This window comes from Variovorax sp. 679 (assembly GCF_003952185.1).
GTDB lineage: Bacteria > Pseudomonadota > Gammaproteobacteria > Burkholderiales > Burkholderiaceae_C > Variovorax.
Genome location: NZ_RXFS01000001.1, coordinates 234685 through 257243 on the forward strand (window position 1 = coordinate 234685; position 22559 = coordinate 257243).

Below are 22559 nucleotides of genomic sequence, written 5' to 3' on the forward strand. Positions count from 1 at the left end.
CCGCCCGCTCGCTTCGAGCCTGGCCTATCCGCAGAACGCCCGGACGATCTTGCCGGTCTTCGGATCCGTCTCGATCGTCACTCGCTCGCGCCGATAGTCCATCGTCACGGGCTGCCCGGGCTCGATCTGGCGAACGATGGATGCGCCGGTCATCTGACGCGCATCGGCATCGCTGATGCGGCTCTTACCCGCCAGCGCGCTGGCGGCGTCCTGCTTGCAGGCTCCGGTTGCGCTGTCATCACGTGCTTGCTGCGCTCCGCAGGCTGTGATCGACAGGATGGCGAGAGCGAGGGCTCCGCTCGGGATCAGTTTCTTGTTGAGTTTCAAGGCATGTCCTTTCCTGTGGGGGCAAAGAGTTTCTTCTGCATTCCACCTTGGCCATGGCTTTCGGTCAACTCGTTGGACTCCCTTGGCAATGCGCAGGTTGTTCGCGTGCTGCGAGAGGCTGGTCAGGAGTCTGGCCTTTGGTTCATCACTGCTTGTGAATACGGTTGTGCTGCCTTGGCGGCAGGCAAACGCTCCGTGGCAATCGCTGGGCAATCTCCATCGCAATCGCTCGAAGTGAAGGACCGGAATGGGCCGAGGCTGCCAGTCGCCTTTCTACAAAGCGGACCGTCGGCAGCTTTCTGCTACTGCTCAGGCTCGCATCACGAAACGCAATGGTCGCGACAGAAAGTTTGGTTCGGAAACGAAAGTGGAGGGCCAAAGAGCCATCGTTCTGAGGTGATCTGGGCGCCCTCAGATTTTCTGGACTACGCTGGGTGATCTGTGAAGTATCGATGAATCGACCACAGCGCCTCGAACCGAGATTGCTTGATGGCAAGCTCTTCCGCGAGAACTTTTCTCTCACCCTCTTCTTGAGTTAAGCCCTCGAAGTACGCAGCGCTATACGTGGGATGCGCAACATAGTTCAAGTACTCCAACGTTTCGGGCGGCGTCCGCGTGATTTCGCGAAGCGCCCTTTGCACTGACGCGGGGACCATGGGAACAAATTCCTCTGGGCTCTCAAACCTGGCAACTTCGAGCAGTTCGTTGGCGATGTTGACGAGCGAAGTTCCTGGCCGCCATTCCCTAAGGGGCATGTTGTCCTCTCCGTAAAGCGTGTGACCTAAGGACATTGCCCAATCGAGCCATTTCTTTAATGAGGCATTCATCTGGTTCGTATTTCAAGAAGAACTACTCCGCGATAAGTAGACCCAGGGGCGGGGTGTCCGGTCCTGGCCGTAGCGGGCCGGTCATTCTTCCTGTCGCCAAACGCGCCCGCCCCCCGCATCTCGCACACGATGGAGCCAGAGGGCGGCCTCCTCCAGGTCCTTCGGAACGAGTTCCCCAGACTCATAGAAGCGAATCAACACGCGCTGGGCACCCACGTCTCCCCGGTACGCAGCTTTGCGAAACCAGTATTCAGCAGACCGGCCGTCCGGCTTTCCCAGAACGCCCGTGGCGTACATGTAGCCGAGTGCATACTGGCTGCGCGGTGCTCCTTGTGCTGCTGCCTTCAGGGACCATTCCTTTGCTGCTTGGGCATCTTTTGCAGTGCCTTCGCCGTTCAAGTACATGAAGGCCAGATTTGCCTCTGCCGCACAAAAATGTTGGGTTGCGGCCTTTTCGTACCAAGAGAACGAGATTTCGGAGTTTTTGGCGACGTCTTTGCCAACGCCGTACCGCCGCCCCATTTCATTCTGTGCCGCTGCGTTGCCTCCATCTGCCCGCGCTCGAACGTCTTCTAGCTTTGCGGCCCCGAAGTAGTCTGCTTGTGCGTCGTCCTGCGGACCACACGTTGCGAGAGCGTCGAATGCAAAACCTGCCACGCAGAAAGCGGCAAGGGCGGTTACCCGGCGGTGCGGTGGTTTCATCGTTGTTGCAAGCACGTAGTAAGGGTCGGCTTTCTGGTGCAATTCCATAGCGCGAGTGACCGGCTGCTTTTGGCCGTGAGTCACCCTCGGGCGTCATACGCCACTAAGCCCTTGAGCAAGCCGTTGCAGCTCAGGCAGCTTGGCCCCGTCGATGCTCAGCTGGAGCGAGCCAGTCGTGATAGCGCTGCGGATGACCGCCACAGAACGTATTTCGCCATCGATAAGGAAGACGATGGTCTGCCCAACAATCTGCCCCGTTGCCTTCTCGAGGACTGCGTGGCCTTCCGGGCTAAGCACGACCTTCAGGCGAGGTTCAGCGTACCGCCCTTCGTCTGCAAGCGGCGGAACGACGACAGCGGACGCAACGTGGCGGCTATTCAGTATCTCGGGGTCGTAGGCCGTCCACTTGCGTCCGTTCCGGTCAGTGAGGCGGCTTACTCCAATGTTCAACACCTTGTCCTGAAGCTCGAAACCACTCGTCGCTCGCTTCACCTTGAAGTCGACCTTGTGTGTCAGAGGGGTCTTGCTCTGGTTGGCAATTCCAGCGGGGGCGGCCTGTGGCGCTGAACTCGCTGCACATCCAGCTATGGCGAGGCAGACGCCGCATCCTAAGGTTGAGAAAAATCGTCTACGAAACATCATTCTTGACCGGTGTACGAACGACTGCTGACGACGACCTCTGCGGTGTCGGGCCTGGACTGTAACGAACGAATTCTGCCCGAGTTGTACGGCGCGCCGGAAGGTCCGGTTCTGGCCGACTGTAGACCAGCAGCGTCAGTCAAATGAGGACCAAGTGGTGCTCGAGAGGTTCGGGGCCGTGCTGTCAGGGAGGTGCGCCAGGGTGGTCAGACTTGGCCACCGGTATAGCGCTTCCAGTTCAATGCTCCGGTGAACCATGCCTCCGCATGGGAGCGGCTTGACTTGAGGACAAATACGTCATCAGTCGTTGCATTCGCCGGAAGTGCAAGAACTGACTCAACAACGCCATCTAGGAATTGCGTCGGCAGTTCCTGAGCTAGCACACGTGGCTCCCTGGACGCGCCTTCGACCACGATTGCAGTTATTACCTCGGGGAAGGTGTATATGCCTTTCTCGTAGCACTCAATGAGCTCAGAAATGTTTCGCATAGGCGGTGGTGTTCTCTAGAAAAGTCGAAGAAATTTTGCAGAGATCACTGGCGACGCTTTGACTCCTACGCCGGAACGATCGCTTGTGGCCGACTTCAGTCTTGCCTAGTTCTGAACCGTGATCCACACCGCCCTGGGGTCGCATTGTTGCGCGCACGCAAACACATAGACCTCGTTGCCCAGAAAGAGCACGTAGCTTCTTGCCGAGGGACTGTCGGGTTGCTCTGGTGCGCTTGGTAGCTTGGGAAACTCAAAGCCGTCGCTGACCTGGCACACAAACTCCATCGCCGAGCCACAGGCACAGGTGAAGGTTTCGGCGTCCTGTACCCAGTCGGGCGTACCTCCAACCGCGATGTAGTAGTGCTTGTCCGCGGGTGTATCGGCAAGTACCAGCTCAGCCGGCTGAAGGATCGGGGCGCCCGCCACGCGATGCATGGTTCGCGGTTTTTCCAGCGAAGCGTACCAGTGACCTTCGCTTTGCTCCCAATAGGCCGGAGGGAGGATATCGAAAGATTCGAAGCTTGGAATCTCGTTGTGCTCGGGGCACATGAGTACCGACAACCTGCTGCCTTCGACAAAGGGGAGTTCGGTCGCAACGGGGAGCGTGAACTGCAGGAACGGAATCATCTGCCGGTCGCACTGGGCACAACACGGAAAACCTTGCCCCTCCGGTGTCAGATAAGCCCCACCCACGGAATCTTGAGAGGACTCACTGTTAAAGCGCAAGTTGAAGAATTTTCTCGGCACGTGTCACCTCCCTGGTCTTTCATGCTCAATCCACTATTGCGACTTGTCGTCTTTGCGGTGCGATCCTGGATCAGGATGTTAGGTCATAGGAAGGCGACGCCAATGCCCGGTTCTGGCCGACAGCAACCGGGTTGATCGTTGGTGCAAGAAGACCTTTTTGCAGTCCTTCGAGCTTCTCTAGAGCCGGCGTTCGTCGGCACGATGTACGCCGACAGCGCTACTGCGAAGTAGCCAGAAATTTTCCGATCAACCCCACCGTGGCGCCGGTGCTCTCTTCCATCAACCAGTGCCCTGCGCCTGGTACGACTTCTCCGCGCACATTGGTTGCTGCGTTGCGCATGACGATCGCCATGTTCTCGCCGAAGGACTTCTCTCCGCCGATGGCGAGCACCGGCATGGTGAGCTTGGTTTTGGAGAACGCGATGTTGTCGGCGACGTCGTTCTTGGCGATGGTATTGAACTGCGCGAAGGCGGCGCGCATCGCGCCCGGCTGCGCGTAGAGTTTGGCGTAGTGGCGCCGCGTTGCCTCGTCGATCTTCGAAGGCGTGCCAGCGAACTCGTTCCAGAACCGGTCGAGATAGATGCGCTCCCTGCCAGCCACCAGCCGCTCGAAATCGCGGCCGCCGGCGTTGAAATGCCATAGCGCGGGCCACAGGATGATCTGGTCCCACGGCGCGATGCCGGGCACGGGTGCGTCCATCACGACGAGCTTGTCGACTTTGTCGGGGTAGCTTGCCGCATACGCATAGGCGACCATCGTGCCGATATCATGGCCGACGACGGCGGTGTGGTCTTGCTTCAATGCGGTCACGACCGCGCGTATGTCGACAGCCTGTGACTTCTTGTCGTAGCCGCCGGCAGCCTTTGACGATTTCCCCATGCCGCGGAGATCCGGCACGATCACCAGGTGCGTCTTTGCCAGCTCTTGCGCCAGCGGAGCCCACATGTCGCCCGTGTCGCCGAACCCATGAATGAGCACCACGGCGGGACCGGCGCCACCGGAGCGAACGAAGATGCTCGCGCCATCTGCCGTGGTGACGGCCCGGGTCTTGAAGCTGCCTGGGAAGGCCGGCTGGGCTCCAGCACTGGCAATGCACAGCACAGCAGTCAACAGCGCGAGTACCAGCGCAAAGCGATTCTTCATATCGAAACTCCACTTTGAAGGACCTGATCGGCGCGGCGTATTCTGAGGCTTTGCCGCACAGGGAGCTATAGATATTTGGGTCCAGTCAGGCGGCGAAGTGGCTCTTCGCATAGGTCCAAGCCTGACCGCCCTGGATTCGCGCTTGCGCATCGGTCAACTTGAACAGGAATGGCTCAAACATCCGCCGAGTGCGGCCGTCGAAGTGGTCGACGAGCAGCCCTGCGACCTGATGATTGGCCTCGTTGAGCTGCCGAACCCCCTCGACATTGCCGTCATCGCAAAGCACTCGCTGCCCAATCGTCAAACCATGAGCAAGCAGCGCCATGAACCGGATGCAATCGTCGTCCGAAAGGGCTGCAGCCCAAAGCGCTTCTGAGGTATCCGTCGAGTTCATGTAGCTTTTCGCTGCAATGTCCGTCTTCGGCCAATTCTCCCCTGTGGGCGGCGACGCCACGAGAGCAACTGGTAGCGTCGGCGGGACGCATATAGACGAGCACCGGAGAAACCAAGCTCACGACACGCGTGAACGCCACGATATAGCCATGTACGTCCTCTCGCTCCTGCTCCATGAGGAAGCGCACCGTACGTTGAAAAGCGCTTCCTTCGAGGATGCACAAACCGTCGACGGATTGAGCCCGCTGCGCGAATGCTCGCCAGCTTCGCAGGCACCTCGATGCGAATCCGGGCTGCTCCCGAGACGTCGACAAAGACATGGGGGTGGACCGGGTGGTTTCTTTGCGCCTCCCGGTGCCACACGGCCAGCCGTCCGGAAGAGACAGCCCAATCACAGAGGCGCTCGGTCAATGTCGTCTCGCCTGTTCCCGGCAACCCTTCCACCAGAACCAGCTTCACGGCACTGCTTCGAGGAAGATGCTCATTGCACATCACTCGCGCACGAGCCGGACCCCGAGGCGCAGGTTGCGCACCTCGCAGGAAATGTCGCCGCCACTCCCCAGCATCCAGGCTCTGATCCATGCAGTGGCCTCCCGCGTCGCGGCGCCACCACTGCAGACGGTGGAGGACCAATAGCCTTCGCGCAGCGGCTGCGTGCCGGACACCGGGAAATCGGCGGCGGGTATGTCCAATTTCTTGAACCAGCGTTCCGCGAGGCTGTTCACCTCCTTGATCGTCGGCAGGCGCCAGCCCGGTTGCTCGCTGGCGCGCTGCAGGGCTTGCATATAGCCGTAGCGCTGGGCCGTCCCGGTGCAGCGCTGGCCGTTCCACACCTGCGGCTCCTCGCAGCGGCGCCACGCCAGGCCGGTGTGGCGGTCCTCGACCACGCCGCCGGGCACGCCGCGCTCGTCGGGCACTTCACGCCAGCGTCCGGTCTCCGGCACCTCGGGGCCCCGCACCAGCCGGACGAACAACGGCTGCGGCTTTCTCTCCATCCTGCGGTTGCAGCTGTAGACAAATCCGACAATGAAGTTCACGCACCATATGCGGGTCTCGTCGTCCGGCTCGGACGTCATGTAGTTCCCCGGCACGGTGTTGGGAAGCCAGCGCTCATCGACGGCTGCCCGTTCGGCTGGCCACTTCGCGGACCGTGCATCGATGAGTTCCCCCAGGTCGAGCAGGCCGTGCAGCTCGGCCACCGTGGGCAGGCGCCAGTCGGTGAAGCCGCACAGGCGCATCGCATTCACCTGCGCCACATAGGCCATGGCATCGCCCGGCCGGCCATCGCCATGGTAGGAGTAGGCGTCGGTATTGGCGCGGCTGCCCGGCGCCGGTTCGTTGTGCGGGCCGTAGGTGGTGATCAGCCTGCCGGTGCCCGGTGGACCGGCCTGTGTCCTCATCCACGCCAGCTTGCCGCTGTCGGGCTTGCCCTCCCAGACCAGTCCGGACACCCGATCGCGCACGCACGAGGTCAAAGGTTGGCCGGCAACCGCCTCGTAGTCGGGCCGGCCCGTGTGAAACATGCCGTCCTGTTTCGGGATCAGGGCCAGTGGTCCCGCGTCCGTGCACGCCTGAGGAGCCGGCCTGCCGTCTTGCTGCAAGCCAAGACACACACGCGCGCCGGTGGGTGGCACCTTCACTGTTGTGGCTTCGGCGGTCACCGCCGGCGACTGCGCGGCGGCAGGCACGACGGCAAGCCCCAGCAGGACGAGCGCTGTGGCTGCCGCGCGAATCATGGTCAGTGCGCTGGATTCCAGTTCGGATCGACGCCGACTTCGGTCAGCGGCCGCGCCTTGGCCCAGCGCTCCAGGAGCGCGATTCGGCAACTGACGTCGAATCGTCGATGACTCGAACACGACGAACAACAAGCTCGTCGATCTCCAGCCGGCGGATTCGAGCGCGGCCCACGAAGAGCCGACCGATGGACAAGGCACCGATGGCCAGAGCACCGAGTGCCGCGACACCAAGCAGGACGGAGCCCAACGCGCTGGTACCAACGGCTTGCGCGCCAGTAGCAGTTGCCGGCAAGGCGCGTGCGGACTTTGATGGCATCAACTTCATCGAAGCTCCTCTTGTTTGACAACCCGATCGATTTTGTTTCGCGGGCACTACGAACGGCCTGTTCCAGCCGGAAGACAGTCAGCGGACGAACCTTACAACAGGCATGCGGGCAAACAAGGCCGCCCGGCCCCACGTCAAGCCCTGAACCAGATCCTGAACGTCACATACATCGCATAGCCGAGGGCAACTGCGAGCCACACCAGGTAAAAGATATTGGCCCAGTACTCGCCGGGATTTGCCGCCAGAACATACGTCTGCCCCGTGCAAGCCTTGCCGACACATGGCACCTCGCCCCGAACCAACGCACGCAACACGGCGAAGACGAGGTAGCAGGTCACCGCGGCAGTCATCAGAAAGCCTACAGGCCCGACAACCCCCTTGGTGAGTTCGTCGTTCTCGTCGCGACGCCCTTTCCGGAGCAGGCTCTGCCCGAACCTGTACCAGGCGAATCCCAGCAGGAGCATCAGCGAGTAGTAGATGACGTCACGCATGTCGTGGCGGTGTGGTGTTGCGGTTGGTCGACGGAAGATCCGGGGTATCGCCGGATTCTGCCTTGGTGCCGTGCCGCACATTCCCCGACGCCACGTCACAGCTCGATACGCCCGGCGGCAAGGGCAAAGCCCGCTTCGCAGTCAAAATAAAGGCCATGGAATCTCTGATCGAACAACTCTCAGGCTCGATGGCTTCGGCCAAGACCCTGGAAGACTTGACCCGGCCGATGCTCGAGATGCTCGGGGCGGTGACCGGAATGGAGTCGACCTACCTCACCACCATCGACCTCCACAAGGGGCAGCAGCACATTCTCTTCTCCCGCAATGTGCGACAGCTGAGCATTCCCGAAGGCCTCACGGTGCCGTGGGCCGACACCCTCTGCAAGCGCGCCCTGGAAGAGGGTCGCACCTACACGGGCGACGTCGCAAGCTGCTGGGGCGACTCCGACGCTGCCCGGCAGCTCGGCATCCAGACCTACGTGAGCACGCCGGTCAAGGCTGAAGGTGGCGGCTTGTTCGGCACCCTGTGCGCCGCCAGCGCCACGCAGATGCCGCTCGCGCCACATGCCGAGCCGGTGCTGCAACTGTTCGCGCGGCTGATCGGCCAGCAGGTCGAGCGCGAGCTGCTCTACAGGAAGCTCGAGAGGGCACACGCCGAACTGGTCACCCTCGCTTCCACCGATGCGCTCACCGGCCTGCCGAATCGCCGCACGCTCATCGACGGCCTGCGCGGCCTGCTCGCGCAGGGCGAGCGCGACCGGCTCAGCGTGCTGGTGGGCTTCATCGACATGGACGGCTTCAAGAAGATCAACGACACGCACGGCCATGACATCGGCGACGAATTTCTCATCGCCATGGCGGGGCGGCTGTCGGCCTCGCTGCATGCCGGCGAGATGCTGGCGCGCAGCGGCGGCGACGAGTTCGTGGTGATCGGAGCCGGCCCTTCCTTCGACCAATCGCCGGACGCCGCGGCGCGGGCACTCGCCGAGCGGCTCGGCAAGAGCACCATCGGCGAGCTGCGCCTGCAAGGCACGACGATCGACTACGCGGGCGCCAGTGTCGGCGTGGTGGCCGTCGACTCGCGCACCACCACGGCGGCTGAAGCATTGCGGCTGGCCGACGAGGCGATGTATGCCGTCAAGCGCGGCCGCCGCGTCGTCGCCAGCCAGAGGGAAGTGTCTTCATCAGCCTGAGCGAGTGCCGGCGCCTGTTCTGGACGGCGTTATCTGGCTCCTGGAGCCTCGATGTGCTCCCGCCCTGGCCACGGGCTCACTCGCTGCTGGCAGGAAGCACTGCATCCACAAGCCGCTTCAGATGCGCGGCGGTAACCGGCTCCCGCAGATGCAGCACGCGCAGGTACACCGCGCCGACGAGGCTTTCGACGAGATCCTGAGGGTCCTTGCCAACGGGCCACTCCCCTCGCAGGCTGGCGCGTTCGAACACCTCTCGCACCGAGGCGAAGCGCCTGGCCCACTGCTGCCGCACTTCCTGCGTCATCTCGCTCTCGCGCGGCAGCGCCATCGCGAATTGCGTGGCGGCCCAGCCCAGCGGGCTGGCGAGCCGGCGCACGGCGCTCGACAGCAGGGTGACCAGGTCCTCGCGCAGGCTCCCGCGGTCCGGAATGGGAATGTCCTGGGCAAACAGCGCGAACGTGGCCTCCAGGACCAGGCCATCGCGCGACTTCCAGCGCCGGTAGATCGAGGTCTCGTGCACGCCTGAGCGCGCGGCGACCGCCGCGACGGAAAACCCCTCGTAGCCGTGCTCCTTGAGTTCGTCCATCGTGGCCTCGAGCACCGCCGCATGCACGCGCGCGCTGCGCCCGCCCGTGCGGCGCCGCGGCTGGAGCGCTTCTTCTGGCTGTGTCTTCATGGTTGCCGATGGTAGTGAAAAGCAAATCACCGACTAACGCAAGTCAACTTGCTTTAACAGGGTTAACCACTAATGCAAGTTGACTTGCGTTAAATATGATTTGCGAACCATCACGCAAGGAGCTGTCATGCAAATCGATTGGGATGTCGAGATCCCCATGGACGACGGGTCGGTCGTTCGCGCGGACGTCTTTCGGCCGGCAGGCGAAGGGCGCCATCCGGTGCTCATGTCCTACGGGCCGTATGCGAAGGGGCTTCCGTTCCAGGACGGCTATCCGATGCAATGGCAGACGCTTGTCGCGGCGCATCCGGAAATCCTGAAAGGCAGCTCGGGCCGCTACGCAAACTGGGAAACAGCCGACCCTGAGCGATGGGTGCCGCTGGGCTACATCTGCATCCGCGTGGATTCACGCGGCGCCGGCCGCTCGCCCGGCGTGGTGGACCCTTTCTCGCCGCGCGAGGCGCAGGACTTTCACGACTGCATCGAGTGGGCCGCCGCCCAGCCCTGGAGCAACGGAAAGATCGGCTTGGCGGGCGTGTCGTACTACGCCGCCACCCAGTGGGTGGTGGCGGGCCTGCGGCCGCCGCACCTCGCTGCCATCTGCCCCTTCGAAGGCTTCTCCGACTACTACCGGGACGCCTGCCGGCACGGCGGGATCCTCGGCACCTTCATGAAGGAGTGGTATCCGCGCCAGGTGGAGAACGTGCAGCACGGCCTGGGCATGCGGGGCCGCGTCAACCCCAACACGGGCGTGCCTGTCTCCGGCCCGGCGGAACTGGGCGACGAGGAGATGCGCGCCAACCGCGTCGACATCTCGGCCGTGCACCTGCGCTCGGAATGCATCACCGCCAGCCACTACGAAGGCCGCCGCGCGAACCTTGCCGCGATCGAAGTGCCGGTGCTCTCCTGCGGCAACTGGGGCGGCCACGGCCTGCACCTGCGCGGCAACGTCGAGGGCTACCTGGGCGCGGGCTCGGCGCAGAAGTGGCTCGAACTGCATGGCCTGGAGCACTGGACCGAGTTCTACACGGACTACGGCGTCGCGCTGCAGAAGCGCTTCTTCGACCATTTCCTCAAGGGCGAGGACAACGGATGGGACAAGGAGCCTCCGCTGAAGCTGCAGATACGGCATGCCGGCAAATTCGTGGAGCGCGCAGAGCACGAATGGCCGCTGGCCCGCACCGAGTGGACTCGCCTGCACCTGGATGCGAGCCGGCAGTCCTTGCAGCCCGCGCCCGCCCCCACCGAATCGCAAGCCGCGTTCGACGGACTGAAGGGCACCGTGAGCTTCAGCACAGCGCCTTTCGAGCAGGACATGGAAGTGACCGGCCCGCTGGCTGCCACGCTCCACATCGCCACGACCGCGAAGGACGCCGACCTGTTCCTGACGGTGCGCGCATTCGCCCCCGACGGCAAGGAACATCTGGTCGTGGGCGCCATCGAGCCGCGCGCGCCCCTGGCGCAGGGCTGGCTGCGCGCGTCGCATCGCAAGCTCGACCTCCAGGCATCGAAACCCTACCGGCCCGTGCATGCGCACGAAGCCATCGAGCCGCTGGAACCGGGCAACGTGTACGAACTGCAGGTGGAAATCTGGCCGCTCTGCTTCGTCTTCCCGAAGGGCTACAGGCTGGTGCTGACGGTGGGGAGCTCCGACTTCGAGCACGGCCTGCCCGGCCCGCATCCGCAGATCTACGGCAAGGAAATGCGCGGCTGCTCCGTGCTGCTGCACGATCACCCCGATGACCGCACGGCCGAGCGGTTCGCCGGCCAGACGACGATCTACACGGGCGGCGGGTACGAGTCGTCCCTGCTGCTGCCTGTCATTCCGGCTGCGCGCGAATGATCTGGTGCAAGGTCCGCAGCAGCACCTCGGGCTGGACCGGCTTGAACATCACGACCAGGCCGCTGGCATAGGCGGCACGCACGCGCTCGGGATCGGTATCGCCCGTGACCAGGATCGTGGGCACGCGGCGGCCCGCGAGCCTGCGCAGCTCCGCCGTCGCCTCGATGCCGTCCTGCGGATCCGCCAGCCGGAAGTCGATGATGAAGGCGTCGAAGCCCTCCGGCGTTGCCCGCACCTTCGCGCTGGCATCCGCCAGCCGGGATGTGATCTCGATGCGTTCGCAATAAGGCGCCAGCCACATGCGCACCGCCTCGCCCACCGGTTGCTCGTCGTCGAGCAGCAGCACGCGCGGCGGCACCAGCGGCAGCTCGATCGTCTCGACACCGGCGGATGCTGGCGTCGCCGTTGGCGCGAGGACCACGGCCGGGGAAGCCGGCGGCCTGCACGGCAGATCGACCCAGAACACGCTGCCATGGCCCCGCCGCGAGCGCACGCCGATTTCCCCGCCGAGCAGATCGACCAGTCGCTTGACGATGGCCAGCCCGATGCCCAGGCCGCGCGCCACGTCGCGTTGCGGGTTGTCGACCTGGTAGAACTCGTCGAACACGTGAGGCAGGTGCTCGGGCGCAATGCCCAGGCCCGTGTCCCACACGGCCAGACGCAGGCGGTCGCCGCGTGGCCGCGCGCTCACGAGGATGCCGCCGCGCCGCGTGTACTTGAGGGCGTTGTCGACGAAATTGGTCAGCACGCGCAGCAGCAGGTCGGCATCGGTCTGCAGCCATTCGGGCGCGGTGTGGAAGCGCAGCGACAGACCGGCCTCCTGGGCCCGTGGCTCGAAGAGCTGCGCCAGCCGCAGGAACAGAGGGTCCACCGCGATCTCGACGGGCTGGGGCACCACGGTGCCGGCGTCGATCTTGGAGATGTCCAGCATCGCGTTGAGCAGGCCGCTCACGGCATCGGTGGCCTGCACCACGCGACCGGCCACTGGCGCCAGCGGATGATCCGCGAGGTCGCGCTCCAGCGAGCGCGAGAACAGCGCCAGGGCATGCACCGGCTGGCGCAGGTCGTGGCTGGCCGAGGCGAAGAACCGGCTGCGCTCGCGGTTGAGCCGCTGCAGCTCGAACGACTGGCGCAACAGTTGCTCGCTCAGCAGTTCCTTGTCGATCTGGTCGGAGAGGCTGCGGCGGATGAGCTGGTGCTGCGACAGCGCATAGCGCGCCATCGAGCCACCGAACAGCAGGCCGACCACGCAGGTGAACCAGCCGTCCGTGCCGCCCATCCACGCAAAGCGCGTCACCACGCCCAGCGTGAGCGGAATGGTGACCACGGGCACCATCGCGCGCCAGGTGGCGATCACCGGCACCGAACCCATCAGCACGGCGAACATGCCCAGCAGCAGGATCAGGATACGCGTGGGCGACTCGGCGCCCGGCGGCATGAGCGCCCAGGGCGCCAGTGCCCACATCGACATGTAGGCGCCCAGCGGCAACATGAAGCGCCATGCGCCGTCGGGCTGGCGCAGGGTGAATTCCGGCTCGGGATACAGGCGCGCGTTCCAGCGCATGAACACCAGCCGCAGGCCGAGCAGCGTGCAGATCACGATGCCCCACGCCAGTGCGCCGAGGCCGCGGGTCATCCAGAAGAACACGCCAGCCATCGCGATGGCTGCGGCGAGCGCCGTCAGCACGGTGGGCGGACCCATCACGAACATGCGGCGCAGCAGTCGCTCGCGAACCAGTTGGGCGTGGGAGTCGGCAAGGCCAGGCGGGACATCCGCGCCTGCGACCGCGTCGTTCGACACGGAGGAAGTTGATCCCTGCCTGCTCATGGGCGGCAGTGTAAGGGAGGCCATGCCGGCCCGGACAGCATGCGGCGCCTCGCCGTCAGGTCCTTGGAATCTGCGCCTCGATCTCCCTGATCACTGCCTCCTTCTCGCGGTTGTAGGCCTGCGGGTCGGCAGGGTCCACCGCATGGGCCCGGTCCTTGGCCTCCTCGTACTTGCGGCGCAGGTCGGGCCGGCGCTCGAGGATGTCCATGAAGGCAAGCGAATCCTTGTGCACCGGATCGCCGCGGTGGCAGATATGGATGTTGACGTTGAAACGCCGCCCGCCATGCAGCACGGAGGCGCAGACATAGGGCTTCTCGTCCTTGTCCACCCACACAGGCCGGCGATGGAAGCCGGCCTGATCGAAGACCTTCTGCTCTTCGCGCAGGTTCTCGCGCGCGGTGATGGCCGTGATGTCGATCATGGGCTTGCCGCGCAGCCCGACAACCGCCGTGCTGCCGATGTGCACGAGCTCGACGCCTTCGATGCGCGATCGTGCGTACTCCCGCACGAGGGAGAAGACTTCGGCATAGGCCGGGTCGTACGGCACGATGCGCCGGTGCTGGAGCCCCTCGTCGAACGGGTCGATCGTCATCGCGAGACCTTTCAGGCAGTCAAAGCCTGTCCCACACCTGGAGCAGCCCGACCAGATGGACGATGCCGTACACGAGGCAGATCACCGAGCTCCAGACCCAGAACGCAGTCAGCCGCCGCCGGTCGAACACGAACATCGCCACGACCACGAGCCCCCGCAACAGGTACACCGCAGTGATCGCCGGAAGCACGAAGACCAGCAGTGGCAGCGGCCGCAACACGCCTGCCCCCGAGAGCGCATATGCAGCCCACGTTCCCAGCACGCATGCGATCAGCAGGGTGACGAGGGCCGGATAGAGATGTCCGGCTGCCGCGCCCGCAGCCATGCGCTCCCCCGCTCCGAAGAAGCGATACCACGCAGGTCCGCCGAAGATCACGCAGATGTGCAGCAGCGCGGCGATGGCGCTGAGCGCGGCTCCGGCGATCAAGGGAATGTTGTAGTCCACGAGGCTCCTTCGCTGCGGTTCGATCAGGGCAGATGCTTGCGCGCGCGCACGGCCTCGCGCGTAGGCCCGAAGGCACCGAAGCGCACGGGCAGGCCGCTCTGTGCTTCGACGTGCTCCACCCATGCATGCGGCGTGGCGATGGGATGCGGCTCGTAGATGGGCTCGGCGCCTTGCAGCAACTGCGTCAACGCGTGCTGGTGATCGAGGTCCCGCACGCCGCCGAGGGGTAGCGACATGAGACGGCCCGCGTCGACGGTGCGATAGCCCGCGCACCACCTCAGCCCTGCGCGCCCGACGGCATCGAGGTGGCTCACCACAAGCCCGTCGAGCGCTCCGACCGCCTCGAGCGCATATCGCAGCAGCACCGCATCCGGATGCCCTCTGCGGAACGCGCCCTGCCAACCCTCGTCCGCGTTGTGCGGCTCGGCGAGCCGCGCATCGAGCGCGCGGTCATGCGTGGGCAGCGGGCCGGCGCCATGGCGCGTAAGGTAGCTGCGCAGCACGCCGAAGTGCTGCACGGGCGCGTCGATGCCAACGTCATGCAACACGGCTTCGACCGCTGCGGTCGAGATCGTGCTCCAGGTGGTGTGCGGATGAAAACCACGCCACTCGTCGAGCAGCACGCCTTGCGCGCCTTCGAAGATCACTGTGCCGGGACGCGCGAGGCGTTCGGCGATCCGGTCCGCGCTCGCAGGTGGCGACTGCTTCAGGCATGGCGCCACCGCATCGAGCCAGCGTTGCGCGAGCGTGTCGTCGCGCAGCATGGCGAGCTCCTGTGCGGCATCTGCCTTCTGGAGAACCGGGCTCGCGGCGAACTCGCGCAGAAGCGTGGCGCGCAGGGCTCCGATCTTTTCGAGCGCACGGGCCGGTTGCAGCAGGTCGCCGTACAGCAAGGCTTCGTCAGGCCGAGCCAGCGCATGCCGCACGGTCTCGCCGACGCCCACTCCGCAGCTCCCATGCGCGCCCTCCTCCCCTCGCGCCCATTCGCGCAGCCGGCCAGCAGCCTGATGGAACGGCATGGTCACGCGACAGCGCGCATCGACCAGCAGGCGCGAGAAGGCATCTTCCACGCCCACCCGCCGCAATGCCTCTTCCTCGACGCGCAACGCCGTGGGATGCACCACCACCGGGCTCGCGAGCACAGTGCCCACGCCCGCATGGAAACTGCCAGCGCCGAACTGCGAGAAAGTGTGATGCCGCCCGTCGGCCAGCACCACGTTGTGCCCGGCCTGCGCGCCGCCGTTGAAGCGCACCACGGTGTGGGCCTGCAACGCGCCGCACAGGTGGTCGGTGAAGAGCCCCTTGCCGCAGTCCCCGAAGCCGAGGCCCAGCAGCGAGACGTAGCGCGTGGCCGTTGCTGCGTCGGCCATCGATGCGGTCAGCCGAAGAGCCGCTTCCACCACGACGAACGCGGGCCCGTGGCGGCGACGCCCGGCGGCGCGCGGCGCGGCGCGGCCGGATCGAGCAGCGCGGCATAGCCGTCGAGCGCATGCAGCACGCCGCCCACGCGCTCCTTGGCCATGCCGGTGGCACTCATCACGCCGGCCAGCGCTTCGAGACTGGGCACGGCCTTCTCGGTGAGGGCGACGATGCCGGCGGCCACGGCGCAGGCGTCGTCGGGCGAGTCCATGCAGATGACGTGATCGCCCAGCAGCTCGCGCCAGCGCGGCTCGCAGCGGCGGCGGCGCTGGGCGTCGGGAATCAGGAAGAACAGGTTGGTGGTCTCGGCCGCGGCGGCGATGACTTCCTCGATGGGGATGTCCTCGTCGAGCTTCTCGCCGACGAGGCCCTCGATCTGGTGGCGCGAGACGGCCGGGTACGGCAGCTCGTCGCCGGTGACGAACAGGTAGCCGCGCTTCCTGCGCTTGACCCAGCAGTCCATGTCGGTGTGCTGCGCCATGACGTAGAAGGCCAGCTCGTAGCTCTCCTCGCCGGTGCCGCCGCCACCGCCTTCCAGGTAGCTCCATGTGAGCCACTGGTCCATGAGGTTGGCGGTCGACTCGAACTGGCCGACCTGCAGCGGCGCATGGTCGGAATTGGCGTCGCCGATGGCCATGAACATGAGCTGCGGATCCGCCACGCCACAGTCGGTCAGCAGCTTCATGAAAGTGGGCAGCTCGCGGCGCGCCAGGGTCTGCGGGATGTCGCCCATGGAGCCGGTCACGTCCAGTGCGAAGACGATGCCCAGCGAGTTCGGATGGTCGGCGTTGTCGCGCGACTCGCGCACCTTGAGCCCGTGCGGATTCATCAGCGGGTGGGTGGAGCGCTGCGTGAAGACCTCGGCGCCCGGCTTGGCGGCGCGATCGGCGATGAGCGCCGTGTGGGCGGCGTGCGAATAGTTTCCGTAGCCCATGAGATTTGCTCCTCTGTGACTGTCTGGCTGTTATGCGGTTCTTCAGGCGCCGGCGTGCGGCGCAGGATCGAAATGGACGAACTTCGGCACGCCGAAGGCTTCGCGCGACGCGGCAGACAGCGCCTGCTCGATGCCCTGCGCACCGAGGCGCCGGCAGGCGGCGGCGTCTTCGCTGCACTCGCGCAGCAAGGCAGCGAGCGGCGCGGGGGTGTGAGCGCCGAGGCCAGGCTCACCGGCCGCGCCGCCATGCAGCACCGCGCGCACGGTCCACGCCGCCTGCGTGAGATCGCGAGCGGCGGCAGCGTCGTGAGCCGCGCCGGCGGCATGCTGCGCGCGCGACCAGCCGATGAGCAGCACACCGTGATCGCGCGGATGCACGAGCGCGTGCGCGGGCGACAGGTCGCGGTGCGTCCAGCCGGCGCCGTGCACGAAGGCCAGCACCTCGAGCATGCGGCGCCAGATCCACACGGCGTGGCGCGGGTCGATGCCCTGCGGGTTGGCCTGCTGCACGTCCTGCAGGCTGCCCCAGAAGCCGGTCGGGTGGCGCAGCACCAGCGCCTGCCGGGAGCCGTCTCCCTGGGCGCTTGCCAGCCCCTCGGCCACGCCCGTGCCCAGCGGCTGCGGCAGGCGGCGGGTGAAGTAGGCCGCGCCGGGCACGGAAAGGTCTTGCAGAGCCTGCAGGACGACGCCTTCGCGCTGCAGCACGCCATCAGCAGAACTGTCGCGCGCAAGCTTGAAGGTGACACGCTCGGGCAGCGCGCCCAGGCGCTCGGCCAGCAGCACCTCGCTGTGCTCGCCCGTGGCCAGCGGTGCCAGCACGCGATAGCGGGCACCGCGCCAAGCGAGGACGCGACCGCCGGGCACGTCGGCATTCGCCCGGCGCAGCGCGGCGCGGAAGCTCTCGCGCTCGACGATCTCCTGGCCGCGCACCACGGTGGCGCCGCAGTAGCTGCAATTCACCGTGCGCCAGCGGGCGGCGCGCGGCAGGGGCGCGGAGCACTGGGGGCAGCTCAGGGCCTGCAGCGACAGCATGGCCCGCGCCCTACTCTTCCTTGGGAGGCGCCGCCGGGTCGGGCGAAGCCAGCACGCGGTCGATGCGACGGCCTTCGAGCGCGACGACCTCGAAGCACCAGCCGGCGCAATCGATGTGCTCGCCCACCTCCGGCAGGTGGCCGGACACGGCCATCAGCAGGCCGGCCACGGTGTTGTAGAGGCCGCGCTCCTCGTCGGGCAGCTCTCGGATGCCCAGGCGCGCACGCAGCTCCGAGACGGGCATGAGCCCGTCGAGTTCCCACATGCCGTCGGGCCGCTGGTGGGCCCAGGCATCGGTCTGCATGCCGGGCTGCAGCTCGCCGGTGATGGCCTCGAGCAGGTCGCGCGGGGTCATCAGGCCCTGCACCACGCCGTACTCGTCGACCACGAACACGAGGCGGCCGGCGCGGGCGCGGAACTGCTCCAGCAGCTCCATGCCTGTGAGCGTTTCGGGCACGAACACGGCGGGCGCGGCTTCCTGGCCGAGCACGCCGCGGTGCGCGGGGCCCAGGCGCAGAAGGTGTGCCACGCTGATCACGCCGACCACGTCGTCTAGCGAATTGCGGCACACCGGATACCAGGAATGCACCAGGTTGAGCGCCCCCGCGTCGGCCACCTTCTGCAGCGCCTGCTGCACGGTGAAGGAAGCGTCGAGCCACTCGATGTCGGCGCGCGGGATCATCAGCGACGACAGGCGCCTGTCATCGAGATGAAACACATTGCGCACCATCTGGTGCTCGTGCTGCTCGATGACGCCGGCGTCCACGCCCTCTTCGAGGCTGGCCGAAATTTCTTCCTCGGTGACCGAGCGGGCCGCATTGGCGTCGATGCGCAGCACCTTCAGCATGGTGGCCGTGGCACCCGCCAGCATCCACACGAAGGGCTTGGCGGCCTTGGCCAGCCCGCGCATCGGGCGCGACACCCAGCGCGCCACCGGCTCGGGATACAGCTGGCCGATGCGCTTGGGCACCAGTTCGCCGAAGATGATGGTGAAGAAGGTGATGCAGGCAACCACCACCGCGGTGGACGCGATGTCGGCCGTGCCATGGCCCACGCCGACGCTTTCCATCCAGACCGCCAGCGGCCCCGCGAAGGCCGCCTCCCCGACGATACCGCTGAGCATGCCGATGGAGGTGATACCGATCTGCACCGTCGAGAGGAACTGCGTGGGCGACTCCATCAGCTTGAGCGCAGCCGCCGCGCCGGTGTCTCCCGTTTCGGCCAATGCCGCGAGACGTGCGCGCCGGCTGGTGGAAAGGGCCATTTCGGACATTGCGAACAACGCGTTGAGCGTGGTCAGCAAGGCCAGGAGGAAGACATCCATGAACTGAGGGAGAGAATGGGGGAATGGCACTTTACTTGATTGGCGACCTGCAGGGCTGCGACGCCCCCCTCGGGCGGCTGCTGCAGAAGATCGATTTCTCCCCCAGCCGCGACACCATCGTGCTGCTGGGCGACCTGGTGAACCGGGGTCCCGATTCGCTCGCGGTGCTGCGCCGCGTGCAGGGCTACGGCGCCTCGGCCCTGAGCCTTCTGGGCAACCACGACCTGCACCTGCTGGGCGTGGCGCACGGCGCGCGCAAGGCCGGACGCAAGGACACGCTGGCCGAAGTGCTGGCCGCGCCCGACAGCGAGGCGCTGTTCGAATGGGTGCGCCGTCAGCACATGGCGCTGCACATGCGCATCGGCAATGGCGACCTGCTGATGGTGCATGCGGGCGTACTGCCCCAATGGACGGTGGGCGACACGCTTGTGCTGGCCTCCGAGGTCGAATCGGTGCTGCGTGGGCCGGCGCTGGGCGAATTCATGATGTCGATGTACGGCAACGAGCCGGCCCAGTGGCAGGACACGCTCACGGGCAATGCCCGGCTGCGCGCCATCGTCAACGCGCTGACGCGGCTGCGCTTCTGCACCGCCGGCGGCGTGATGGACTTCGAGGTCACGGACAGCGCCTCCAACGCGCCCGAAGGCTACATGCCCTGGTTCGACGTGCCCGGTCGCAAGACGGCGAATGCGACGCTCGCCTTCGGCCACTGGTCGACGCTGGGCTGGCTGTCGCGGCCCGACCTGCTTTCGACCGACACCGGCTGCGTGTGGGGCGGCTGCCTGAGCGCGGTGCGCATCGGTTCGACGCTGGACGAGCGCGAGCTGATCCAGGTCGAGTGCGAGCAGGCGCAGAAGCCCGGCAAATAGCCGGCTCCGTCAGGAGGAAGGCAGCCTGAACTTGTCGAGCGACATGCGCTGGCGGCCGTTTTCGTCGAAGTTGCCGGGCGCCAGCCAGCGCTCGAAAGCGGTGCACAGCGCTGGCCACTCGCTGTCGATGATCGAGAACCACGCCGTGTCGCGGCCCCGCCCCTTGTAGATCACCGCCTGGCGGAAGAGGCCTTCGTACCTGAAGCCCAGACGCAGCGCCGCGCGCTTCGAGGGCTCGTTGAAGTTGTCGCACTTCCACTCGTGGCGGCGGTAGCCCAGTTCGTCGAAGACCAGCTTCATCAGCAGGTACTGGGCCTCGGTGGACATCGGCGTGTTCTTCAGCAGCGGCGAGAAATTGACCGTGCCTACCTCGATGGAGCCATTGGCGGGGTCGATGCGCATCAGCGCCAGCGAGCCGACTGCGCGACCGCTCTGCCTGTCGATGACGGCGAAATGCATCGGGTCGGCGTTCTTCGCTATGCGTTCCAGGTAGGCCCGGGTGCCGCTGAGATCGGCGGGCCGCTCGATGCCCAGGTAGGTCCAGTCGCGGCCGTCCGGGGCCTGCGCGTAGGCGGCGTGCAGGTCGTCGGTGTGCCTGGCGGGGTCCAGCGGTTCGAGCGTGCAGAAGCGGCCCTCGAGGGCACGGCGCGGCGGCAGGGAGCGCGGGCTCCACTCGGGCAGGTCGGGGCCGATGGACTGGCCGAACTCGTTGTGGCGGACTGGCATGAACGGGGACTCTTTCGGAAGGAAGAAGGGAACGGAAAGCGCTAACGTACCCGCTTCATGGCGCCACGAAAAGTGCCACCGAAGCCCTATCCGATGGGGCCACGGCGCCTCGCGGTCAGCCTCGCGATCCCACCACGTGATCCCGCCTGAAGTTGCGCGGCGTTGTCCCCACCACCTGTCTGAAGCGCCGGTTGAAATACGCCTCGTCGGTAAACCCGCACTGGTGCGCGATCTCCCGCACCAGCAGCGAAGTGGACGACAGCAGTTCCTTCGCCCGCTCGATGCGCCGCTCGGTCACGAGGTCGGTGAAGGTGCGGTCGGTTTCCTTGCGCAGCAGGTTGGCGAGGTAGTTGGGCGAGAGGAAGGCTGCCGCCGCCGCGTCGGTCAGCGACAGCGGCTTGTCGAGGTTGTCGCGCACGTAGCGCACCACGCGCTGCAGGGCGTCGCGCTGCGAGGTCTTGCCGTTGTGCTGGAGCGAGAGCCGCATCAGCGCCTGCTCCTGCCGCATGCAGGCCAGGGCGATGATCTGCTGCAGGATGCCGCGCATCGCGGTCTTGGCGCCGAAGCTGCGGCCCGTGTTCAGCGCATGCAGCTCGTCGAGCCAGCCACGGATGCGGGCGAAGTCGGCCTCGTCGAAGGCGAAGTCGACGTACTCCTGGAACAGGAAGGGCGCGAGCTCGGGATGGCGCGCGAGCGACACGTCCTCGAGGTCGAGCGCGTCGACCTCCAGCTCCGGCCACAGGAAACGCTGGTCGAAGTTGACGATGCAGTACAGCGCCTCGGGCGGGTGCGGGATCACGTGCACCCGGTACGGCAGCACGAAGCTCAGGTGGCGCGGACCGAAGGGACGCACCTCGCCGCCAATGGACTGCTGCGAGCTGCCCTCGATGCCGACCTGGATCTGGAAATACGCATGCCGGTGCGGCAACGTGAGCTCGTTGCGCGCACCCTGGAAGCGGATGTCGAAGTCGAGGTGGTCGGCACGCTCGTGCATGCCGTAGGTTCGGACCGACGTGGGTGGGGATGGGCGCATCGGGGCAGGCGTCTTCGTCTTTCGCCTGCGAGGGTACGCCAACTTGCGGGCCGGCGAACCGGCCACGCCCAGCAGGTCCGATGCGCGCGCGGTCTTCAGGCTCAGACGACCGCGACTTCGAGCACGCCGACGCCCGCCACGCTGCCACGCATGCGGTCGCCGCGCTGCACTGCCGCCACGCCGGCCGGCGTGCCCGTGAAGATCAGGTCGCCGGGCTGCAGGGTGAACAGGGTTGACAGGTAGGCGATGGTGTCGGGCACGTTCCAGATCATGTCGGAGAGATCGCCGACCTGGCGCTGGGCACCGTTCACTTCGAGGCGAATCTCGCCCTTCGCCGGATGGCCGGCCTTGGCCACGGGCACCAGCTCGCCGCAGGGGGCCGAGCCGTCGAAGGCCTTACCGGTGTCCCAGGGGCGGCCCAGTTTCTTGGCCTCGGCCTGCAGGTCGCGGCGGGTCATGTCGAGGCCGACGGCGTAGCCGTACACGTGGCCGAGGGCGTCCGCCGCGGCGATGTTCGATCCGCCGGTCTTGAGCGCGACCACCAGCTCGATCTCGTGGTGCACGTCGCTCGACAGCGTCGGGTAGGCGAACTCACCGCCGTCGGCCACGATGGCGCTGGCCGGCTTCATGAAGAAGAACGGCGGCTCGCGGTCGGGGTTGTGGCCCATCTCGCGGGCGTGCTCGGAGTAGTTGCGGCCCACGCAGAAGATGCGATTGACCGGAAAGCGGGCCTGCTCGCCCTGGATGGGCAGGGAAGAAACGGGTGCGGGGGAGATGGCGTAGGAAGTCATGCGACGACTCTAGCCAGCGCAGCCCCGCGCCCCGG

The 22559-nt window shown here is 66.0% G+C and carries 23 protein-coding genes; 3 read left to right on the plus strand and 20 right to left on the minus strand.

The genetic code is table 11. The features are described from left to right. Positions 1-24: 24 nt before the first annotated feature. From EJO71_RS01115 to EJO71_RS01160, 9 genes are all read right to left on the minus strand, one after another. Positions 25-327 (minus strand): I78 family peptidase inhibitor, encoded by a 303-nt coding sequence (locus EJO71_RS01115; protein ID WP_125947204.1) that lies wholly within the window; start codon positions 325-327, stop codon positions 25-27. A gap of 425 nt (positions 328-752) precedes the next feature. Beyond that, positions 753-1154, minus strand: coding sequence for a hypothetical protein (locus EJO71_RS01120; protein ID WP_125947203.1), 402 nt, complete (start codon positions 1152-1154; stop codon positions 753-755). A gap of 81 nt (positions 1155-1235) precedes the next feature. Continuing rightward, positions 1236-1904, minus strand: a complete 669-nt coding sequence (locus tag EJO71_RS01125; protein ID WP_125947202.1) for a tetratricopeptide repeat protein — start codon at positions 1902-1904, stop codon at positions 1236-1238. 45 nt (positions 1905-1949) lie between these two features. Then, positions 1950-2348 (minus strand): hypothetical protein, encoded by a 399-nt coding sequence (locus EJO71_RS01130; RefSeq protein WP_125947201.1) that lies wholly within the window; start codon positions 2346-2348, stop codon positions 1950-1952. A 740-nt stretch (positions 2349-3088) separates the two neighbouring features. Continuing rightward, complete coding sequence (locus tag EJO71_RS01135; protein WP_125947200.1) at positions 3089-3730, minus strand: hypothetical protein; 642 nt, start codon at positions 3728-3730, stop codon at positions 3089-3091. 217 nt (positions 3731-3947) lie between these two features. Continuing rightward, entirely contained in the window at positions 3948-4874 is a 927-nt protein-coding gene (locus EJO71_RS01140) for an alpha/beta hydrolase (RefSeq protein ID WP_125947199.1), read from the minus strand. An 85-nt stretch (positions 4875-4959) separates the two neighbouring features. After that, a complete protein-coding gene (locus tag EJO71_RS01145; RefSeq protein WP_125947198.1) occupies positions 4960-5268 on the minus strand; it encodes a hypothetical protein in 309 nt (102 codons plus the stop codon). Positions 5269-5758: 490 nt separating this feature from the next. Next, the gene (locus EJO71_RS01150; RefSeq protein WP_206169079.1) at positions 5759-7135 is read right to left on the minus strand and encodes a DUF1566 domain-containing protein; all 1377 of its coding nucleotides are present in this window, start codon (positions 7133-7135) and stop codon (positions 5759-5761) included. Between the two features lie 327 nt (positions 7136-7462). Beyond that, positions 7463-7819, minus strand: a complete 357-nt coding sequence (locus EJO71_RS01160; protein ID WP_125947196.1) for a hypothetical protein — start codon at positions 7817-7819, stop codon at positions 7463-7465. A 155-nt stretch (positions 7820-7974) separates the two neighbouring features. Here EJO71_RS01160 and EJO71_RS01165 point away from each other — a divergent pair, with 155 nt between their 5' ends. Next, positions 7975-9012 (plus strand): sensor domain-containing diguanylate cyclase, encoded by a 1038-nt coding sequence (locus EJO71_RS01165; RefSeq protein WP_125947195.1) that lies wholly within the window; start codon positions 7975-7977, stop codon positions 9010-9012. Positions 9013-9088: 76 nt separating this feature from the next. Here the strand turns inward: EJO71_RS01165 and EJO71_RS01170 are convergent, their stop codons facing one another. After that, positions 9089-9688 (minus strand): TetR/AcrR family transcriptional regulator, encoded by a 600-nt coding sequence (locus EJO71_RS01170; protein WP_125947194.1) that lies wholly within the window; start codon positions 9686-9688, stop codon positions 9089-9091. A 127-nt stretch (positions 9689-9815) separates the two neighbouring features. Here EJO71_RS01170 and EJO71_RS01175 point away from each other — a divergent pair, with 127 nt between their 5' ends. Continuing rightward, positions 9816-11531: a CocE/NonD family hydrolase gene (locus tag EJO71_RS01175; RefSeq protein WP_125947193.1), complete on the plus strand. Its 1716-nt coding sequence runs from the start codon at positions 9816-9818 to the stop codon at positions 11529-11531. Here EJO71_RS01175 and EJO71_RS01180 read toward each other — a convergent pair. The 7 genes from EJO71_RS01180 to EJO71_RS01210 are packed head-to-tail and all read right to left on the minus strand — an operon-like array spanning position 11509 to position 19105. Then, a complete protein-coding gene (locus tag EJO71_RS01180; RefSeq protein ID WP_164546730.1) occupies positions 11509-13359 on the minus strand; it encodes a HAMP domain-containing sensor histidine kinase in 1851 nt (616 codons plus the stop codon). The two genes, EJO71_RS01175 and EJO71_RS01180, sit on opposite strands and share 23 nt — an antisense overlap. Before the next feature lie 55 nt (positions 13360-13414). Then, positions 13415-13951 carry a GrpB family protein gene (locus EJO71_RS01185; RefSeq protein ID WP_125947191.1) on the minus strand — a complete coding sequence of 179 codons (537 nt, stop codon included), beginning with the start codon at positions 13949-13951 and terminating at the stop codon, positions 13415-13417. A 19-nt stretch (positions 13952-13970) separates the two neighbouring features. Then, a complete protein-coding gene (locus tag EJO71_RS01190) occupies positions 13971-14396 on the minus strand; it encodes a hypothetical protein (RefSeq protein WP_125947190.1) in 426 nt (141 codons plus the stop codon). Positions 14397-14419: 23 nt separating this feature from the next. Next, complete coding sequence (locus EJO71_RS01195) at positions 14420-15766, minus strand: adenylosuccinate synthetase (protein WP_125947189.1); 1347 nt, start codon at positions 15764-15766, stop codon at positions 14420-14422. 8 nt (positions 15767-15774) lie between these two features. Further along, on the minus strand, positions 15775-16749 hold the full coding sequence (locus EJO71_RS01200; protein WP_125947188.1) for a VWA domain-containing protein: 975 nt from the start codon (positions 16747-16749) through the stop codon (positions 15775-15777). Between the two features lie 42 nt (positions 16750-16791). Beyond that, on the minus strand, positions 16792-17781 hold the full coding sequence (locus EJO71_RS01205) for a serine/threonine-protein kinase (protein ID WP_125947187.1): 990 nt from the start codon (positions 17779-17781) through the stop codon (positions 16792-16794). A 10-nt stretch (positions 17782-17791) separates the two neighbouring features. Then, positions 17792-19105, minus strand: coding sequence for a hemolysin family protein (locus tag EJO71_RS01210; RefSeq protein ID WP_125947186.1), 1314 nt, complete (start codon positions 19103-19105; stop codon positions 17792-17794). 23 nt (positions 19106-19128) lie between these two features. Between EJO71_RS01210 and EJO71_RS01215 the strand changes: the two genes are divergently transcribed. Further along, a complete protein-coding gene (locus EJO71_RS01215; protein ID WP_125947185.1) occupies positions 19129-19974 on the plus strand; it encodes a symmetrical bis(5'-nucleosyl)-tetraphosphatase in 846 nt (281 codons plus the stop codon). A gap of 9 nt (positions 19975-19983) precedes the next feature. Here the strand turns inward: EJO71_RS01215 and EJO71_RS01220 are convergent, their stop codons facing one another. The 3 genes from EJO71_RS01220 to EJO71_RS01230 form a co-directional block, all read right to left on the minus strand. Next, positions 19984-20700: a GNAT family protein gene (locus EJO71_RS01220; protein ID WP_125947184.1), complete on the minus strand. Its 717-nt coding sequence runs from the start codon at positions 20698-20700 to the stop codon at positions 19984-19986. A gap of 115 nt (positions 20701-20815) precedes the next feature. Continuing rightward, complete coding sequence (locus tag EJO71_RS01225; RefSeq protein WP_240651259.1) at positions 20816-21733, minus strand: AraC family transcriptional regulator; 918 nt, start codon at positions 21731-21733, stop codon at positions 20816-20818. A 101-nt stretch (positions 21734-21834) separates the two neighbouring features. Then, entirely contained in the window at positions 21835-22524 is a 690-nt protein-coding gene (locus EJO71_RS01230) for a fumarylacetoacetate hydrolase family protein (RefSeq protein ID WP_125947183.1), read from the minus strand. Between the last annotated feature and the right edge of the window lie 35 nt (positions 22525-22559).

What these genes read in the sequence shown, in the direction of transcription:
- EJO71_RS01180 (WP_164546730.1), bottom strand. Translation starts at nt 13,359, where the DNA reads ATGAGCAGGCAGGGATCAACTTCCTCCGTGTCGAACGACGCGGTCGCA.
- EJO71_RS01145 (WP_125947198.1), bottom strand. Translation starts at nt 5,268, where the DNA reads ATGAACTCGACGGATACCTCAGAAGCGCTTTGGGCTGCAGCCCTTTCG.
- EJO71_RS01210 (WP_125947186.1), bottom strand. Translation starts at nt 19,105, where the DNA reads ATGGATGTCTTCCTCCTGGCCTTGCTGACCACGCTCAACGCGTTGTTC.
- EJO71_RS01220 (WP_125947184.1), bottom strand. Translation starts at nt 20,700, where the DNA reads ATGCCAGTCCGCCACAACGAGTTCGGCCAGTCCATCGGCCCCGACCTG.
- EJO71_RS01125 (WP_125947202.1), bottom strand. Translation starts at nt 1,904, where the DNA reads ATGGAATTGCACCAGAAAGCCGACCCTTACTACGTGCTTGCAACAACG.
- EJO71_RS01225 (WP_240651259.1), bottom strand. Translation starts at nt 21,733, where the DNA reads ATGCGCCCATCCCCACCCACGTCGGTCCGAACCTACGGCATGCACGAG.
- EJO71_RS01170 (WP_125947194.1), bottom strand. Translation starts at nt 9,688, where the DNA reads ATGAAGACACAGCCAGAAGAAGCGCTCCAGCCGCGGCGCCGCACGGGC.
- EJO71_RS01160 (WP_125947196.1), bottom strand. Translation starts at nt 7,819, where the DNA reads ATGCGTGACGTCATCTACTACTCGCTGATGCTCCTGCTGGGATTCGCC.
- EJO71_RS01185 (WP_125947191.1), bottom strand. Translation starts at nt 13,951, where the DNA reads ATGACGATCGACCCGTTCGACGAGGGGCTCCAGCACCGGCGCATCGTG.
- EJO71_RS01175 (WP_125947193.1), top strand. Translation starts at nt 9,816, where the DNA reads ATGCAAATCGATTGGGATGTCGAGATCCCCATGGACGACGGGTCGGTC.
- EJO71_RS01140 (WP_125947199.1), bottom strand. Translation starts at nt 4,874, where the DNA reads ATGAAGAATCGCTTTGCGCTGGTACTCGCGCTGTTGACTGCTGTGCTG.
- EJO71_RS01120 (WP_125947203.1), bottom strand. Translation starts at nt 1,154, where the DNA reads ATGAATGCCTCATTAAAGAAATGGCTCGATTGGGCAATGTCCTTAGGT.
- EJO71_RS01200 (WP_125947188.1), bottom strand. Translation starts at nt 16,749, where the DNA reads ATGGGCTACGGAAACTATTCGCACGCCGCCCACACGGCGCTCATCGCC.
- EJO71_RS01195 (WP_125947189.1), bottom strand. Translation starts at nt 15,766, where the DNA reads ATGGCCGACGCAGCAACGGCCACGCGCTACGTCTCGCTGCTGGGCCTC.
- EJO71_RS01215 (WP_125947185.1), top strand. Translation starts at nt 19,129, where the DNA reads ATGGCACTTTACTTGATTGGCGACCTGCAGGGCTGCGACGCCCCCCTC.
- EJO71_RS01205 (WP_125947187.1), bottom strand. Translation starts at nt 17,781, where the DNA reads ATGCTGTCGCTGCAGGCCCTGAGCTGCCCCCAGTGCTCCGCGCCCCTG.
- EJO71_RS01165 (WP_125947195.1), top strand. Translation starts at nt 7,975, where the DNA reads ATGGAATCTCTGATCGAACAACTCTCAGGCTCGATGGCTTCGGCCAAG.
- EJO71_RS01230 (WP_125947183.1), bottom strand. Translation starts at nt 22,524, where the DNA reads ATGACTTCCTACGCCATCTCCCCCGCACCCGTTTCTTCCCTGCCCATC.